This is a genomic window from Clostridium sp. AF19-22AC, assembly GCF_003479085.1.
GTDB lineage: Bacteria > Bacillota > Clostridia > Lachnospirales > Lachnospiraceae > Faecalicatena_A > Faecalicatena_A orotica.
The window spans coordinates 33785-49746 of the sequence record NZ_QUGN01000019.1 but is presented as its reverse complement, the minus strand read 5'-3'; the positions used below and the strand labels follow the sequence as shown (position 1 = coordinate 49746).

The following is a 15962-nucleotide window of genomic DNA, read 5'->3' as shown; positions in this document are numbered from 1 at the left end:
GCGATCAAGCTTATTCGGCTTTCACGCGATTTATTTTATCATCCGTTATGAATGAAAATCTTGTATGATATCTTCAATTTTCTTAGACTGCAACAGTCAGGACTTCTTCTGCAATGTTACGTGAATGGTCAGAGATACGTTCCAGACAAACCAGAGCATCAAGATATACGATACCGGCATCTGTGTTGCACTGGTTGCTTGCCAGCCTCTTCATGTGTTCTGCACGAAGTCTGATTTCCAGATCATCTGCCTGGCTTTCCTTCTCAATAACTTTCATTGCCTTTTCTTTACTATTCTCTGCGAATGCTTCTATTGCATAGATGTAGCTGTCTGTACAGACATCGATCATTTCCCGCATCTCGGCAGTTCCCGTCTCTGAAAATTCCGCCTTTCTGATCTGGAGTGTCTCCGCAAACTCGGAAATATTTTCACAGTAATCACTGATACGCTCTATGTCCGAGATAATCTGCAGGAGGCTTGCCACATGCTGATGCTCCTTTTCGTTGATAGACAGTGAACTGATCTTGATCACATAATCTGTAATACCGCTGCACAGTCTGTCAACAGTGCTTTCTTCTTCTTTGATATCAAGAATCTCCTGATAGTCTTTCGTAAACATGACTCTCTTAGATTTATCAAGGGTAGCCCTTACGATATTACCCATGCGGACTACTTCACTGACCGTTGACTGCAGTGCGATACCAGGGGTTTCCAGCATTCTGTCGTCCAGAAGTACTTTGCTTTCATCCACTTCTCTTTCATCTTCCTTCTCCAGCTTCTTGGCCAGTTTGATGATCAGGTCAGATACCGGGAAGAGAAGAACTGTTGTTCCAATGTTGAAGATCGTATGCACCGTACTGATCTCTGTCTGCGTAATGACCCCGCCGCCCGCATTTGGATAGATGACCTTGAAAAATACGATTGCCACAATACTAAACAGGACGGTACCGATAATGTTAAATAAAAGGTGCATAACTGCAGCTGTCTTTGCAGTCTTCTTCGCCCCAATACTGGACATGATCGCGGTCACACAGGTACCGATATTCTGTCCCATAATGATGTACACTGCCGCATTGAACGGAACCAGTCCCGCCGCGGCAAGACTCTGCAGGATACCTACCGAGGCTGAAGAACTCTGGATAACCGCTGTAACCACGGCTCCGGCTATGATGCCAAGGAACGGATTATGTCCCAGGGTCACAAAAATATTGCGGAATCCTTCTGAATCCTGAAGCGGTGATACCGCTGATGACATAGTCGTGATACCTACAAACAAAAGACCGAACCCAATGATAATGCTGGAAACGTCTTTTGTAGAACGCCTTGTCCCTGTCAGCATGACAATCACACCGAGCATAATCGCGATCGGGGCAAGATTACCCGGGCTTAAGAACTTCGCCCACTCCACACTGGAAACGAGCCATCCGGTAACCGTTGTACCAATATTGGCCCCCATGATAACGCCCATCGCCTGAGTCAGGTTCATAATCCCCGCATTAACAAAACCAACCACCATGACCGTTGTCGCGGAAGAACTCTGGATAACTGCCGTAATAAAAGCACCGAGCAGAACACCAAAAAACTTATTCTTCGTCAGTGCCTCCAATAATGTCTTCATCTTGCTGCCGGCCGCATTCTCCAGCCCCTGGGCCATGATCTGCATGCCGTATATGAACATACCAAGACCCCCGACAAAAGGGATAATAATGCTTACGTAATTCATACGCCTCCTCCTATAATATACAGCTGATTCAGGTATCCCGAGGCTTCTTAGGTAATCTGCCGCCTCCCATACCTGCTGCCCGCTCTCACTCCATCAGGAAAGAGCTTACTCTCTGCTTTCAGGATAAAAATCCCGTACTATTACGATAACATTTACATTTACAAAAAACAACATAATTTTTGCTCATATTTTACTTATTCTATACACAGGAAACTGTTCAGAACAACGAAATTATCCACATCCCCTGTCCTGAACAGCCAAGTAATCCACTTTTCCTTTTTATTTTTTCATCCTGGGTTCAAAAATGAAAGATGCAAGATAACCAAATATCAGCGCTGCCGAAATCCCAACCGCACTCGCCGTAAATCCCCCCATAAAAATCCCCAGGAATCCGTTGGCGTCAACAGCTTCTTTTACGCCCTGCCATAACACATTTCCAAAACCGAGCAGAGGCACACTCGCCCCCGCACCAGCAAACTTCTGAAACGGCTCATAAATATTACAAAAACCCAGCACCGCGCCAGTACAGACAAGAAGAACCATAATCCTCCCCGGCATCAGCTTCGTACGGTCTAAGAGAATCTGCACGGCAGCACAGATAAGACCTCCTATCCAGAATGCATTCAAATAGTCCATAAAACCCTCCTTTGAGGACGTAATATTTCTCAGGTTTACTACGTCCCTAATTAACGTAAGTGGTGTACCTTTTTGACTTTAGTGGTGTACCCTTTTGCTGTTTATCAGCAGTGTTCTAACACGATTGCGTGTGCAATCCCCGGCACGCTTGCGCCTTCGTTGAAGCTTACGGTCGACATGAGTGCGCCTGTGGGCACGAATAAGATGCGTTTCCACTCGCCTTTTTTGATTTTGGGCAGGATATAGGCGGCCAGTGTGACGGCAGCGCATCCGCATCCGCTGCCCCCGGCGTGGGTGTCCTGCTCTTTCTGGTCGTATATGGTCATTCCGCAGTCTATATGTTTTGTTCTGATATCGTAGCCTTTTCCCTGCATCAGGTCAAAGAGGATGTCCTGCCCTACGTATCCGAGATCGCCGGTTACTATGCGGTTATAGTCCTCTGCCGTGCGGCCGAAGTCTTTGAAGTTCTGTATGATGGTGTCGGCTGCGGCGGGTGCCATGCATGCCCCCATATTCTGGGAATCTTTCAGCCCGTAATCCACTATTTTCCCTACGGTCACGCCGCTGATCCTGATATGGCTTTTTTCTGTCCCTACAAGGAATGCCCCGCTACCTGTCACGGTCCAGTGTGCAGACAGCGGCCGCTGGTTCGCATATCCGAGTGGAAAGCGGAATTCTTTTTCAGCGCTGCCGAAATGACTGGAGGTTACTGCCAGCATATAGTCCCCATAACCTGCCGCCACACTCATTGCGCTGAGTGCCAGTGCCTCCCCCGAAGTGGAACACGCCCCATACAGGCCAAACATCGGAATCTGCAGAGCTTCCACCCCCATAGAAGTGGCGATTCCCTGGCGTAGCAGGTCACCCCCAAAAAGGTACCGGACCTTTTCCGGTGATACGTGTGCCTTTCCAAGCGCCAGAACGCATGCTTCTTTCTGCATGTTACTCTCCGCCTCTTCCCAGGTCTTTGCCCCGAAAAGATCATCATGATTCGCCATATCGAATAGTTTCGCGAGCGGACCTTCTGATTCTTTGCTGCCTACTACAGAACCGCTGCTGATAAGATAGGGAGATTCTCCAAAACCGATACTCTGGCTGCCTATTACCTGATTCATATCTTTCCCTCATTTCATAATATTATTTCAGACTTTTAATGCTTAGTATATCTTGCTTTTTTAAAACTATTCATCTTGACATTTACTTAATTTCTGTTATACTGTACTTATCAAACAAGTACAGTATATATACAGTAAGTACACCCATAAAAATACAGGTAGCTTGTTATTGAATACAGGTGTTTCTGTGAACAGTAACGGGGGGATTGATATGAGAATATTCGTAAGGCAAAAGGCGGTGATATTTTGGAAATTATATTAAGCAATAGCAACAGCAAACCAATCTACGAACAGATCACCACGCAGATCAAAGGCATGATCATGAGCAATGAACTGAAGACCGGCGATGCGCTCCCTTCCATGCGAAGCCTCGCCAAAAGCCTTCATATCAGCGTAATCACGGCACAGCATGCCTATGAAGATTTGCAGCGCGACGGATTTATAGAAACTATCGCCGGCAAAGGCACATTTGTTGCGGCGCAGAACAAAGATTTTATACGAGAAGAAGAACTGCGCAATGCCGAGGAAAAGCTACAAGAAGCTGCTGATATTGCCCGGCGCAGCGGCATTTCCCTTTCAGAGCTCGTTCAAATTCTAACACTGCTTTACAAGGAGGTCTAACACATGGAAAACACACTAACCGTCAGCCATCTGACAAAGACTTATAAGGACTTCACGCTAGACGATGTTTCTTTTCAGGTCCCACGAGGCTCCATCTGCGGCCTGATCGGCGAAAACGGCGCCGGCAAGACAACCGCCATTTCTGCGATGCTGAATATCATCACACCGGACAGTGGAGACATCCGGATTCTGGACATGGATTACAGAGAAGACGAGAAAAAAATCAAGCAGCGTGTCGGCGTCGTTCTGGATGAACTGAACCAGATTCCCCACCTTTACTGCAAAGATATCGATACTATCATGAAAAAAATATACACCAGCTGGGACAGCAGGCTTTTCTTCCAGTACCTAGAAAACTTCAAGCTGCCGCAGAAGAAAAAAGTGAAAGAGCTGTCAAAAGGAATGAATGTAAAACTGAATTTTGCGGTTGCTCTTTCCCACAATGCAGAATTCCTCATACTGGATGAGGCAACTTCAGGACTTGACCCGGTCATGCGGGATGATATACTGCAGCTTCTCCAGGAATTTGTCCTAGATGAAAACCACTCTGTCCTCCTATCCACCCACATTACAAGTGACCTTGATAAGATTGCGGATTATATCATTTTTATGCATGAAGGGAATATTCAGTTTATCAAGTCTAAAGAGGATATAGAAAATAATTACGGAGTCCTTCAGTGCAGAAACGACTTCTTTGAAGCACTCTCACCGGATGACTACTGTGCATACATAAAAGAAGAATATTCTGTAAAAGTTCTGGTCCACCACAAACAGGAGCTGCTCAGGCATTTTCAGGATCTGGTCATCGAGCGGGCTTCTATCGAAGATATCATGTTATTTTATATAAAGGGGGTTATCATATGACAGGATTAATACACCGGGATTTATTAATATCCTTTAGAAGGCTGGGCAAGATGTCCTATATTATGGAAGCAGTTTACTTTTTCTTCTTCCTCTTATTTTTCAAAAATGCATACGGTGCGCTCACATTCTTTTTGCTCCTCGCCCCGATCAATATGTCAGGTCTTCCTAATACGATGAAGGAGATTGATTCCAATTATAAAGGGATGAGGGCGGCAAGGCTTCTGCCATATAGTAAGAAAGACCTTGTGAAAGGAAGATTCCTGTCCGCCTTATTTAACCAGTTATTTTATGTTGCGGAGATGGTTTTGTTCGCAGTATGCCATCACTTTATAAAAGGTGGGATTTCCTGGGTTACTTATCTTCTTTTCATAGCAGGTGGCTGGCTGGTCGGGATTTTCATGACTGCTGTTAACCTGCTCGTCAGTTTTACAACAGGATTCAACGCCAGTGCAATTATATATTTAATTACAGTTATAGCGGTGGGTGCGGGATATGTGCTTTTTCTATTTACCGGTATTAAGACAGGGATTCTTGCACAGATTTCTTCATTAAATACAGCATGGATATTCATAATTGCCTGTTGCTTTGATATCCTGATCCTGCTTGCCAGTTATATAATTTCCATAAAATGCTTTGACAAAACCTTATAAAATACTTTTCTGTGGTATATTTTTTCTTCTTTTCCAGATACTATCCGTAATCACGAATTTAAAGGAGATTTTGTTATGGATAAGGTTGAAAAGATGAAACAGGAAAAGCAGTATGAACAGTATGTGAAGCAGAAGACCCCTGTCCATAATGTTTATGTGGATATGGCAAAAGCCTTTATTACCGGGGGAATCATCTGTACGATAGGTCAGTTTATCTATAATTACTGTGAACTGCAGAACCTGTCTAAAGATGAATGCAGCGGCTGGACTTCTATGCTCCTCGTCCTGCTTAGTGTTATTCTGACCGGTATTAATCTCTATCCGAAGATTGCAAAATGGGGTGGTGCAGGCGCGCTGGTTCCTATCACGGGATTCGCGAATTCGGTTGCCTCTCCTGCTATAGAGTATAAAAAAGAAGGACAGGTTTTCGGAATCGGATGCAAAATTTTTACAATCGCCGGACCTGTTATCCTGTATGGAATATTTACGAGCTGGGTTCTGGGATTCGTTTACTGGATTTATAAACTGCTCTGATATTTGAAACAATTAATCCCTATGAAATCAAGAGAACAGCTGCACCGGAAAATATCTGGCTGCAGCTGTTCTTTTTTATCACCTGTTTCTCCACACAGAAAGCCATTTCCCGATATAGGGAATATGGAACACGACTTTTCCGCATATGTCTCCGTATGATACAGTATCCTCGTCCCACTCTACATTCTCCGTCCCTTTTGTCCTGAATCCCGGACCATATTCATCATAATCCGGAACCACTTCGACGATGACATGTGTGACTGAAATGTCTTCGCTGTTATGAAATGTAATCATATCCTTCACTTTCAAATTCTCTGCTTTTGTTTTATATACAAACAAGAAGCTGCCCTTTGGTATCACATGCTCCATGCTGGTTGATTCCATATAATAGTAAGTGATCCCAACTTTGTCCAGATTCAGCAGAACTACAACAACAAGAACAAGAACCAGCAGAAATCCTGCCGAAAAACGTCTTACGGCCCTGAAACGGGGAACCGGCTTCCTCTTTTTCTCAGGCACTGTAATGTAATCATCCTGCGATTCTGTATGAAATAACTCTTCCGGCGATGGAATTTCTTCTGGCACCGGGTCCAACCGTTCCTCTTTCATTCTTTGATCTTACTGCCTTTCTTTCCGCCGGCTTTTCTGAGCTGCTTCTTAATCAGCTTTTCGATCTTCTTGACATGTTCGCCACTGTCCTGAACCTTCAGACCTTCCACTTCCTGAAGCATCTTATTCATCCTGCTTTCCAGACGTTTCATGATGCCTTCCTGTGCAGTGATCTGCTCATCCCGGCTTTTTAAACTTTCTTCCTGTACTTTCATCTGTGCTTCCCAGTTTCTGATCGTCTCTTCCTGATTTCTAATCTGCGCCTCACAGTTGCTGATCGTCTCTTCCTGATTTCTAATCTGAGCCTCACAGTTACTGATCGTTTCTTTCTGGACCCTGACCTGTTCCTCCCAATTATTGATTGTCTCTTCCTGATTCTTTATCTGAGCCTCACAATTGCTGATCGTCTCTTTCTGGGCTTTCACCTGCGCTTCCCAGTTTCTGATCGTTCCCTCCTGGGTCTTAATCTGCGCTTCTCTGCGCCTGATATTCTCCTCCTGCTGGCGGATCGTCTTTTCCTGAGCCTTAATCACCTCATCCTGCCCCTTACTCCGTTCCCAGAGGTTCTTATAGCAGTTCTCTGCCTTCACAATCTTCTGGTTCAGCTTTTCCTTCTCAATCCGTTCTTCCTCCGCTTCCTTCTGGAGCTCCTCAATCATACCCTGAAGCTCCTGAATGTAAGCATCCATCTGTTTTTTATTATATCCGCCAATGATACTGCTTTTTACCTCAAACTCACTTATCTCCTGCATAATAATCTCCTAATAATCACATTATCTTGTGTATTGAAATACCTATCTAAATTTTACCACACTTCCGTTAAAAAGTCATTTGTATTCTCAAATCAATTACACCGGATATCTCTTCTGAGATACGTTCAGTAACGATTAGGGAGCTGCGAAAACCCCGCAGCTCCCTAATCAATTCTTTCTCTTTATGCAAATTTAATCATCCTGCTTCCTATCTCTCTTCACGGAAGTAGTTTAATCCGCAGCTCTTTGGCTGTGCATGCTCTTTACTCTGTCTCATGCTCGTTACGACAAGCACGATAATCGTTGCCACATAGGGGGCCATATCGTATATTTGTGCAGGAAGCCCCGGTATCTTGATATACATGCGCATGATTGTAAGTCCGCCGAATATCAGCGCGACAAGTATGCCTCTTGCAGGACTCCATGTTGCGAAGATAACCAGCGCAACCGCCAGCCAGCCATATCCGCTTACGCATCCGTGCACCCATACACCTTTTGTTGTTACCATACTCATGTACATACCGCCGATCCCGCAGATTCCACCGCCCACGATCGTTGCAATATATTTATATTTCGTGATATTAATTCCTGCCGCATCCGCGGTTGCCGGGTCCTCCCCAATCGCACGCAGATTCAGACCTACCCGCGATTTATTAAAGAACCATGCCATTACAACAGCAAGAATGATCGCAAAATATACGAGCCAGTTATACTGGAACAATAATTTCCCTAAAACCGGAATATCCGATAAAACCGGAATATGGAGCTTTGAAAATGCATCCTTTGTAACGCCGCTAACCGTTACATATCCGCCTGCCTTTTGACCGATATATTCTCCGAAGAAGTTTCCAAAACCTGTACCAAAAATGGTCAGTGTCAGTCCGGTTACGTTCTGATTCGCCCTCAGCGAAATTGTGAGGAAGCTGTAAATCAATGCACCGAACGAACCCGCTATAAAAGATACGAGAAGGGCGAGGACCGCAGACACTGCCCCGTTTGGCGTACCTCCGGATTTCGTAACTGCCTGTTCATAATAGTAGGAACCGGCAAGTCCGGTAATGGCGCCCATGAACATCATACCTTCCACACCAAGGTTTAAGTTACCGGATTTCTCTGTGAGGATCTCTCCGAGTGCCCCTAGAAGCAGCGGGGTCCCGGCCAGCACGGCGGCAATAAACAAACTATTTAATGTACTAAGCATGATGTTCCTCCTTTCCTCTGAAAATCAGCCTGTAGGTTATGAAGAACTCACATCCCAGCATGAAAAACAGTATGATACCAATCAGCAGGTCAGATGCAGACGCAGGTATCTTGAAGTTTGTCTGGATGGTATTGGAGCCTCTCTCAAGCATCGCTATAAACACAGATACGATCAGCATTCCGTATGGATTCATTTTGGCAAGCCATGCAACAGTGATGGCTGTAAATCCGACACCGCCTGCGGTTCCCTCTGTTATCGTATAATCGGCGCCGGCAAACTGCAGCATTCCCACCAGTCCACAGAGCGCACCTGACAGGAACATCGTCCGTTTGAATACCCTGCTGACATTGATACCCGCATAACGCGCGGTATTGTTACTTTCACCTACAACAGCAATCTCATATCCCTGTTTCGTCTTATTAAAGTAAATCCATGACACAACAACAAGGATCAGTGCCAGAATCCAGCCCCAGTGAACCCCCAGCACCTTACTGAGCCTTGCCCCCGGCACCAGCATGGCAATTTTCGGGAAACTGCTTCCCGGCGCCTTCCACGGTCCGTTCATCAGATATTTGATGAATGCCAGCGCAATATAATTGAGCATCAGGGTAAACAGTGTCTCATTCGTCCCCCATTTTGCCTTGCAGACTGCCGGAAGAAGCCCGTACAGGCCGCCCGCCACCATACCTGCAAGCATCATAAGGATAACCAGCGGCAGTTTCGGGAAGATATGTGCAGTAAACAATCCGAACGCGCCTGCCGCCACCGCACCTACCAGAATCTGTCCTTCAGCACCGATATTCCAGAATTTCATCTTAAAGGCAAATGAAATTCCAATCGCAGTAATCAAAAGCGGGACCGCTAATTTTACAGTCTCATGTATAACCGTCCTGGACCCCCATGACCCGACAACCATCGCCTTATAAACAGCGAGCGGATTATGTCCAAGGACGAATATCAGGAGTCCCCCGGTAATCAGGGAAAGTATGAACGCAGCCGCCCGGATCCCCCACGCCTTCTGTTGGGAAATCGCGTCTCTTTTTACCATACGGATCAGGGGCTCTTTGGCCTGCATTGAATGTCTGCTCATACGTTCACCTCCTCTTTCTCTTCTGTATCTTTCTCATCTACATGGATCATCATAAGGCCAATATCCTCTTTCGTTACCTCCCGCGGATCTACAATTCCGCTCACTTTTCCGCCGCACAATACCATGATGCGGTCCGAAAGTTCGATCAGCACATCAAGGTCCTCCCCGATGAAAATAACCGCAACTCCTTTTTTCTTCTGTTCATTCAGAAGCTCATAAATACGGTAGGAAGAATTGATATCCAGTCCGCGGACCGGATACGCTACAATCAGGACAGACGGGCTTAATGCAATCTCCCGCCCGAGCAGTACTTTCTGGACATTTCCGCCGGAGAGTCTTCCCACCGGTGTTTCTACACCCGGAGTCACGATCTCAAGCTCCTCGATCAGCTGTTCTGCAAGGGCTTTTGGCGTCTTCCTGTCTGTGAAAATCCCCTTTTTATTCTTATAGCTGCGCAGCATGACATTATCCGTCATATCCATTCCGGCAACAAGCCCCATACCAAGCCTGTCCTCCGGCACAAACGCCATTGAAATTCCCTTTTTTACGATTTCATCCGGTCTGAGTCCTAAGATTCTCTCTTTGATGGGCTCACCGTCATGTTCTCCGGTATACAGGACAGAACCTCCGATTGTCGGATACAGGCCGGCAATTGCCTCACAGAGCTCCTTCTGCCCGCTTCCCGCGATTCCTGCCACGCCTAAGATTTCCCCTCCATATGCCGAAAACGAAACATTATCCAGCGCCTTCACCCCGTCACCGTTCAGGCAGGTCAGTCCGATCACCTGCAGTCTCTCGACCTTATCTTCCATTTCAGGACGTTCTATCTCCAGACTAATCGGCCTGCCGACCATCATCTCAGTAAGCTGTGCCTGACTGGTCTTTTCCGTATCCACTGCACCTATGTATTCCCCTTTCCGCAGGATAGCCACACGGTCAGAGATCGCAAGCACCTCATATAGTTTATGTGTGATGATGATAATCGACTTTCCGTCTTTCTTCATATTACGAAGCACGGCAAACAGTTTTTCCGTCTCCTGTGGGGTCAGAACCGCCGTCGGCTCATCCAGAATCAGAATATCCGCCCCCCGGTAAAGCACTTTCAGAATTTCAACCGTCTGTTTTTCAGATACCGCCATGTTATAGACTTTTTTTGCAGGATCAATCTCGAATCCATATCTGGATGCCAGGTCTTTTACCTTCTGATTAATCTCTTTCCGGTTCACCGTAGCCTTTCCGTCCAGCCCTAATACGATATTCTCTGCTGCCGTCAGTACATCCACAAGTTTAAAATGCTGATGGATCATACCGATCCCCAGATCGAACGCATCCCTCGGGGAACGGATCGTCACCGTCCTGCCATGCACTTCAATTTCCCCATGATCCGGGAAATAGATTCCGGAAAGCATATTCATCAATGTTGTCTTCCCGCTCCCGTTCTCTCCGAGAAGTGCAAGAATCTCTCCGTCCTTTAATTCCAGGTTAATGTCCTTGTTGGCAACAACCTTACCGAATGTTTTAGTGACATGCTGCATACGAACCGCATATCCTGTAGTCTCACCCAAATCTTCACCCTCCTTCTTATGTCTTCCCCCTATTCAGGTACCCCGTAATATATGCCTTGATTTGCAGCACAGGCTGCAGAATAAGGTATACCCTAAAGGGCATACCGTAACTCATGCCCTGCGGGCGGATCTGTAGCGCAGGCTGCAGAATAAGGTACATATTACGTGATGCCCGAAAAGGTTTTAGCCTGCTGCGGGCCCTGTAACTTTAAAAACAGAGCCGTCATACAACGGCTCTGTCAATGAACTGAACTTCTCTCAGTCTGAAGCTTTACTTATTCAACCACATTGCATCCTTCGATAATGTAGCTCCAGGATGGTGCGGATGCTTCTTCCTGCTCAGGGTAATGATCGCCATCTGCAACTTCAATTGTCTCGCCGTCAGGGCTTGTACCCTTCAGCGGTCCTGCAAATACATAGAGTTCTCCTGATTTCAGTGCGTCTGAAGCCTTATCAATCGCTTCCTGTGTTCCTTCCGCTGCAATGTCGGTATTCAGAGGTGACAGATAAACTGCGCCGTCTGCAAGTCCCTTGCACCAGTCTACTGGAATCTCTTTTCCGTCGATCAAATTCTGTACGGCTTCTGTTACATAGATGCCCCAGTCGATACGTGCAGAAATCAGGGAAGCCTTCGGAGCTGCTTCAATCATGTCATTGTTATATCCAACCTGGAAAGCGCCGTTCTCTTCTGCTGTTGTTGCCGGAGCTGTAGAGTCGGAATGCTGGGAAATTACATCACATCCGCGCTCGATCAGTGCCTTTGCAACCTGTGACTCAACAGTTGGGTCATTCCATGAGTTTGTATACATGATATCCATAGTTACGTCAGGGTTCACACTCTTTGCACCAAGATAAAATGCTGTGTATCCGCTGATAACCTCTGCAAACGGGAATGCAGCTACATATCCGAGCTTGTTGGATTCTGTCTTCATACCTGCTGCGATACCTGCGAGATAACGCGCTTCATAAATAGATGCGAAATAGTTATGCATGTTGTCAAGTCCGGAATCTTTTGCCTGATATCCTGTTGCGTGGCAGAACTGAATGTCCGGATACTCTGCCGCTACTTCTTTTACATAATCCTCAAATCCAAAACTGGTTGCAAAGATGATATTGCAGCCTGCATCTACGAGTTCCCTTAAAGCAGTATCACACTCTGCTCCCTCTGGAACATTGAACTTATTGACGATCTGGTCATCACTTAAGCCAATTGCTTCCTGCATTTCCTTTGTCCCAAGGTCATGGTTGTATGTATATCCCATGTCACTCGCGTCGGATACATGCACAAATCCGACTTTAATGTCTTCCTTGGCAATCCCCTTTGTACTCTCTGTCTTTGTGTCGTCACTCGTGGACTTGTCCGCTTCCGCTGCCGGTTTGGAACCACATCCGGCCAACATACCGATGACCATTGTCGCGCACAGTATTGCGCTCAAAATCTTCTTTTTCATATCTTCTCCTCCTACAAAAAAACTGGCTACCCTTTTAAGAAACATATTCCTTCATTGGATAGCCGATTACTATATTTAAATATTACACTGACCGCAAAAATAAGTCAAGATATCTGTAGTATTTTTTCAGAATATTTAACACGTTGTGCTTGCAATTCTACCAATTTCCTGCCTGATATCGGTTCCTACCATCTCTTGAAAAAGAACAGCAGGGAACCGAGCCCTTTCCCCAACGCCATACTAACTACAAAAACAGATATATACCTTACTATTTTAAGCCTCCTGACAAAGATTGGAAAAACATTCAGTATTTCCGCCAGCGCCATTGACCAGCATCCTACAAATATTCCTGCAAGCAGGCCAAACACGGGAAGCAGCCATGCCCCGTTCGGGATATGGATCTGAAAAACAGAAATCAAATTCCCTGCGATTCCACCGATAGCCACACAGTCTTCATAGAGCAGGATATGTTCCGCCGTATGGGTCCTGTCTGCAAAATCCGCGACCACCCCCAGCTCGATAATGAATGAAAACAAGCCTCCCGCAACGACAAGTCCGCCGCTAAGTCCGATGACTGCTAATATGATTTGATTTACCCACATCAAGTTCCTGCTCCCTTCTGGATGCATCTTCAATCAGAGTTGTCTGAATATCATTCTCATAAAGGCGCATCTGTACTTCCATCGGCGTCGGGTCAACCGTAAAACGCTTTTTCCCGAAATGGTTGAAAAAGACAAGTATGCCGACAGTAATCCCGATCGAATATGTGACTTCCATAATTGTAAAGCCATTCGACTTTGTCCCTGTCACAAATTCGTAAATTTGTTTAAACAGTTTGGCTGACGAAACGTCATTATTGAATGCCATAATTGAAAAAGCCGCACCACAGAACGTAATCAGCACGACAATGCCTGTTTTTAAAACATGATAAAACATGCCGGGAGTTTTCTGCTCTTCATAAGTGATAATAATATCCTGCTCACCCAGATTCTGAACCTCGAGTCCCGGATATTTTTCGTGTATACAGGCAATAATCTTTAATATAGAAATGACAAAACGCTGTTTCCCATTATCCGGGATCTTCAGAATTTTCAGAGTCTTCAGTTTTGGAATGATATCCTTGTTGCTGCATTCCAGAGCTACGATATCCCCGAGAGTGATATCCTTTTTCTGGACCTCCACATCCCGGTCGCCTTTCAAATAAACAGTATCATGATTAACAGCCATAGTATTCCACCTCAGGCCCTTTGATTAAAGTCCCCTCACTGCTCCTGACCTGTCCGCTGCCACTGAAATAATAGTAAAAGATTCCAACCACAACCGCCGCAAGCACGATCCCGAATAAACAAATACGAATCTTCCTCCTGCCGTTCTCCATAAAAACCACCTGACCTTTCCTGAAATAAAAATCGCTTAATGCTAGTATCCGAAATTTCCGGAAAACTATGCATGCAATTCCGAAAAGGAGGCAGTATACTATATAAAGATAGCAACCCGGAAAATGGAAAAGGACCGTCAGACGGTCCCCAGTTTCCTCATATTTTCTATAATCCGCTTCTCCATACGCGAGACTTGTACCTGTGAAATTCCAAGTTTTTTCCCAACCTGTGTCTGCGTTTCATCTGCAAAATACCGCAGATAGATCAACTGCCGTTCCTCCTTATCCAGACTCTCCAGCAATTGTTTCAGAAGCATATGGTCCAGAATCTTGTCTTCTTTCCTGTCTTTCTCTTCAAGCTTGTCCACGAGCCGGATCTCATTGCCCTCCTTCTGGTGGATCGGCTTGTACAGTGATTCAACTTCACCTCCGGCCTCCATTGCCTGTACGATCTCCTCTTTATCAACCTCCATCGTCTCCGCCAGCTCTTCCAGCGTAGGCTCCCGGTCCAGTTTAGCTATGAGTGCCTCTCTTGTCTGGAATATCTTGTAAGACAGTTCTTTTAAAGAACGGCTAACTTTTATCATACCGTCATCCCGCAGGAAACGTTTGATTTCTCCTGAAATCATGGGGACCGCGTAAGTGGAAAATTTCACGTCATAGGACAGGTCGAATTTATCGATCGCTTTCAATAAGCCGATGCTTCCGATCTGGAACAGGTCTTCCGCATCTGTACCCCTGCCGTAGAATCTTTTCACAACACACCAGATAAGTCCCACATTCTCTTCTACTAACTGTTCTCTCGCTTTTTTATCCCCATCGTGTGATTGTCTGATTAAAGCGATTGTGTGGTCCATAGCTCCCTTCCTTTACCGATGGTTTTCTTCATCCGCACCGTTGTGCCTTCACCCGGGGCGGACTCGACTTCTACTGAATCCATAAAGGCTTCCATGAACGCAAATCCCATTCCGGAACGTTCCAGCTCTGGCTTGCTTGTATATAAGGGAGTCATTGCCTGTTCCACATCTTCGATGCCGACCCCGTTATCTTTTACTTCCACCGTAATCTGCTGTCCTTCAATCCGGCAGCGGATGGAAACCTTATGTATCTCATTTTCGTAGCCGTGGATGACTGCATTCGTCACTGCCTCTGATATCGCGGTCTTTACATCTGCCACTTCTTCAACTGTAGGATTTAACTGGGTTAAAAATGCCGCCACTGATACTCTCGCAAACCCCTCATTTGACGAATGGCTGTCAAAAATGATCTCCATTTCATTTGTGTTTTTCATGCCTCGTCCTCCTCATATATCTGCATTATTTTTGTCACCCCCGACATGGTCAGGATCTTCTTAATTCTTGCATTTGCATGAACCGCCCAGACTTCCCCGCCGATCAGGCGGATAATCTTATATCTTCCCATTATGACGCCGATTCCCGAACTGTCCATGAAATCTGTCATCCCAAAGTCAAAAATGACATATTTGATATGGTTTTTCTCAATTAATGTGTCTGCGTTTTTACGCATTTCCTCCGCATTATGATGGTCTACCTCTTTGGGCAGGTAGATCGTCAGGCAGTTCTCCTGCACCTGATACTTCATAGTACTCCTCCTCTATTTTAAATCATATCGTTCCGGTCTTCAAGGTGCTCCCCACCAGTTACTGTGCACGCCCTTCGGACGTGCACAGTAATCCTCGCCAGTCCCGTTTCAGGTATCAGAAAAAGGATATGTAATATCCTACATATCCTTATCCTGTGTAAATCAGACTAA

At 45.7% G+C, this 15962-nt stretch carries 19 protein-coding genes; 4 read left to right on the top strand and 15 right to left on the bottom strand.

The features are described from left to right. Positions 1–82: 82 nt before the first annotated feature. The 3 genes from DWX43_RS19075 to DWX43_RS19065 all read right to left on the bottom strand — a co-directional run bounded on the left by DWX43_RS19075 (position 83) and on the right by DWX43_RS19065 (position 3474). Positions 83–1723: a Na/Pi cotransporter family protein gene (locus DWX43_RS19075; protein WP_109731151.1), complete on the bottom strand. Its 1641-nt coding sequence runs from the start codon at positions 1721–1723 to the stop codon at positions 83–85. A 279-nt stretch (positions 1724–2002) separates the two neighbouring features. Beyond that, positions 2003–2359: a SpoVA/SpoVAEb family sporulation membrane protein gene (locus tag DWX43_RS19070; protein WP_109731152.1), complete on the bottom strand. Its 357-nt coding sequence runs from the start codon at positions 2357–2359 to the stop codon at positions 2003–2005. Positions 2360–2463: 104 nt separating this feature from the next. Beyond that, entirely contained in the window at positions 2464–3474 is a 1011-nt protein-coding gene (locus tag DWX43_RS19065) for a stage V sporulation protein AD (RefSeq protein WP_118621471.1), read from the bottom strand. Between the two features lie 246 nt (positions 3475–3720). Here DWX43_RS19065 and DWX43_RS19060 point away from each other — a divergent pair, with 246 nt between their 5' ends. The 4 genes from DWX43_RS19060 (at position 3721) to DWX43_RS19045 (ending at position 6143) form a co-directional block, all read left to right on the top strand. Then, positions 3721–4095 carry a GntR family transcriptional regulator gene (locus tag DWX43_RS19060; protein WP_118621470.1) on the top strand — a complete coding sequence of 125 codons (375 nt, stop codon included), beginning with the start codon at positions 3721–3723 and terminating at the stop codon, positions 4093–4095. A 3-nt stretch (positions 4096–4098) separates the two neighbouring features. Further along, a complete protein-coding gene (locus DWX43_RS19055; RefSeq protein ID WP_118621469.1) occupies positions 4099–4959 on the top strand; it encodes an ABC transporter ATP-binding protein in 861 nt (286 codons plus the stop codon). Further along, positions 4956–5609: an ABC-2 transporter permease gene (locus tag DWX43_RS19050; protein WP_118621468.1), complete on the top strand. Its 654-nt coding sequence runs from the start codon at positions 4956–4958 to the stop codon at positions 5607–5609. Before DWX43_RS19055 ends, DWX43_RS19050 begins: the two co-directional genes overlap by 4 nt. A gap of 75 nt (positions 5610–5684) precedes the next feature. Beyond that, complete coding sequence (locus DWX43_RS19045) at positions 5685–6143, top strand: SpoVA/SpoVAEb family sporulation membrane protein (protein ID WP_118621467.1); 459 nt, start codon at positions 5685–5687, stop codon at positions 6141–6143. A 78-nt stretch (positions 6144–6221) separates the two neighbouring features. Here DWX43_RS19045 and DWX43_RS19040 read toward each other — a convergent pair whose 3' ends face one another. The 12 genes from DWX43_RS19040 to DWX43_RS18990 all read right to left on the bottom strand — a co-directional run bounded on the left by DWX43_RS19040 (position 6222) and on the right by DWX43_RS18990 (position 15791). After that, positions 6222–6752 carry a signal peptidase I gene (locus DWX43_RS19040; protein WP_118621466.1) on the bottom strand — a complete coding sequence of 177 codons (531 nt, stop codon included), beginning with the start codon at positions 6750–6752 and terminating at the stop codon, positions 6222–6224. Beyond that, positions 6749–7504, bottom strand: coding sequence for a hypothetical protein (locus DWX43_RS19035; RefSeq protein ID WP_118621465.1), 756 nt, complete (start codon positions 7502–7504; stop codon positions 6749–6751). Before DWX43_RS19035 ends, DWX43_RS19040 begins: the two co-directional genes overlap by 4 nt. 208 nt (positions 7505–7712) lie before the next feature. Then, positions 7713–8705, bottom strand: coding sequence for an ABC transporter permease (locus tag DWX43_RS19030; RefSeq protein ID WP_109731160.1), 993 nt, complete (start codon positions 8703–8705; stop codon positions 7713–7715). Continuing rightward, on the bottom strand, positions 8698–9795 hold the full coding sequence (locus DWX43_RS19025) for an ABC transporter permease (protein WP_109731161.1): 1098 nt from the start codon (positions 9793–9795) through the stop codon (positions 8698–8700). Before DWX43_RS19025 ends, DWX43_RS19030 begins: the two co-directional genes overlap by 8 nt. Next, positions 9792–11330, bottom strand: coding sequence for an ABC transporter ATP-binding protein (locus DWX43_RS19020; RefSeq protein WP_182440766.1), 1539 nt, complete (start codon positions 11328–11330; stop codon positions 9792–9794). Before DWX43_RS19020 ends, DWX43_RS19025 begins: the two co-directional genes overlap by 4 nt. Before the next feature lie 305 nt (positions 11331–11635). Then, positions 11636–12811, bottom strand: a complete 1176-nt coding sequence (locus tag DWX43_RS19015; protein ID WP_109731163.1) for a BMP family ABC transporter substrate-binding protein — start codon at positions 12809–12811, stop codon at positions 11636–11638. 185 nt (positions 12812–12996) lie between these two features. Then, on the bottom strand, positions 12997–13413 hold the full coding sequence (locus DWX43_RS19010) for a stage V sporulation protein AB (protein WP_118621463.1): 417 nt from the start codon (positions 13411–13413) through the stop codon (positions 12997–12999). Beyond that, the gene (locus tag DWX43_RS19005; protein WP_118621462.1) at positions 13373–14038 is read right to left on the bottom strand and encodes a stage V sporulation protein AA; all 666 of its coding nucleotides are present in this window, start codon (positions 14036–14038) and stop codon (positions 13373–13375) included. The genes DWX43_RS19010 and DWX43_RS19005 overlap by 41 nt, the downstream gene beginning before the upstream one ends. Further along, on the bottom strand, positions 14028–14189 hold the full coding sequence (locus DWX43_RS27055; protein ID WP_181368658.1) for a hypothetical protein: 162 nt from the start codon (positions 14187–14189) through the stop codon (positions 14028–14030). Before DWX43_RS27055 ends, DWX43_RS19005 begins: the two co-directional genes overlap by 11 nt. 137 nt (positions 14190–14326) lie before the next feature. Then, positions 14327–15046, bottom strand: coding sequence for an RNA polymerase sporulation sigma factor SigF (sigF, locus tag DWX43_RS19000; RefSeq protein ID WP_109731166.1), 720 nt, complete (start codon positions 15044–15046; stop codon positions 14327–14329). Continuing rightward, on the bottom strand, positions 15025–15480 hold the full coding sequence (spoIIAB, locus tag DWX43_RS18995) for an anti-sigma F factor (protein ID WP_109731167.1): 456 nt from the start codon (positions 15478–15480) through the stop codon (positions 15025–15027). The genes sigF and spoIIAB overlap by 22 nt, the downstream gene beginning before the upstream one ends. Continuing rightward, positions 15477–15791: an anti-sigma factor antagonist gene (locus DWX43_RS18990; RefSeq protein WP_109731168.1), complete on the bottom strand. Its 315-nt coding sequence runs from the start codon at positions 15789–15791 to the stop codon at positions 15477–15479. The genes spoIIAB and DWX43_RS18990 overlap by 4 nt, the downstream gene beginning before the upstream one ends. Between the last annotated feature and the right edge of the window lie 171 nt (positions 15792–15962).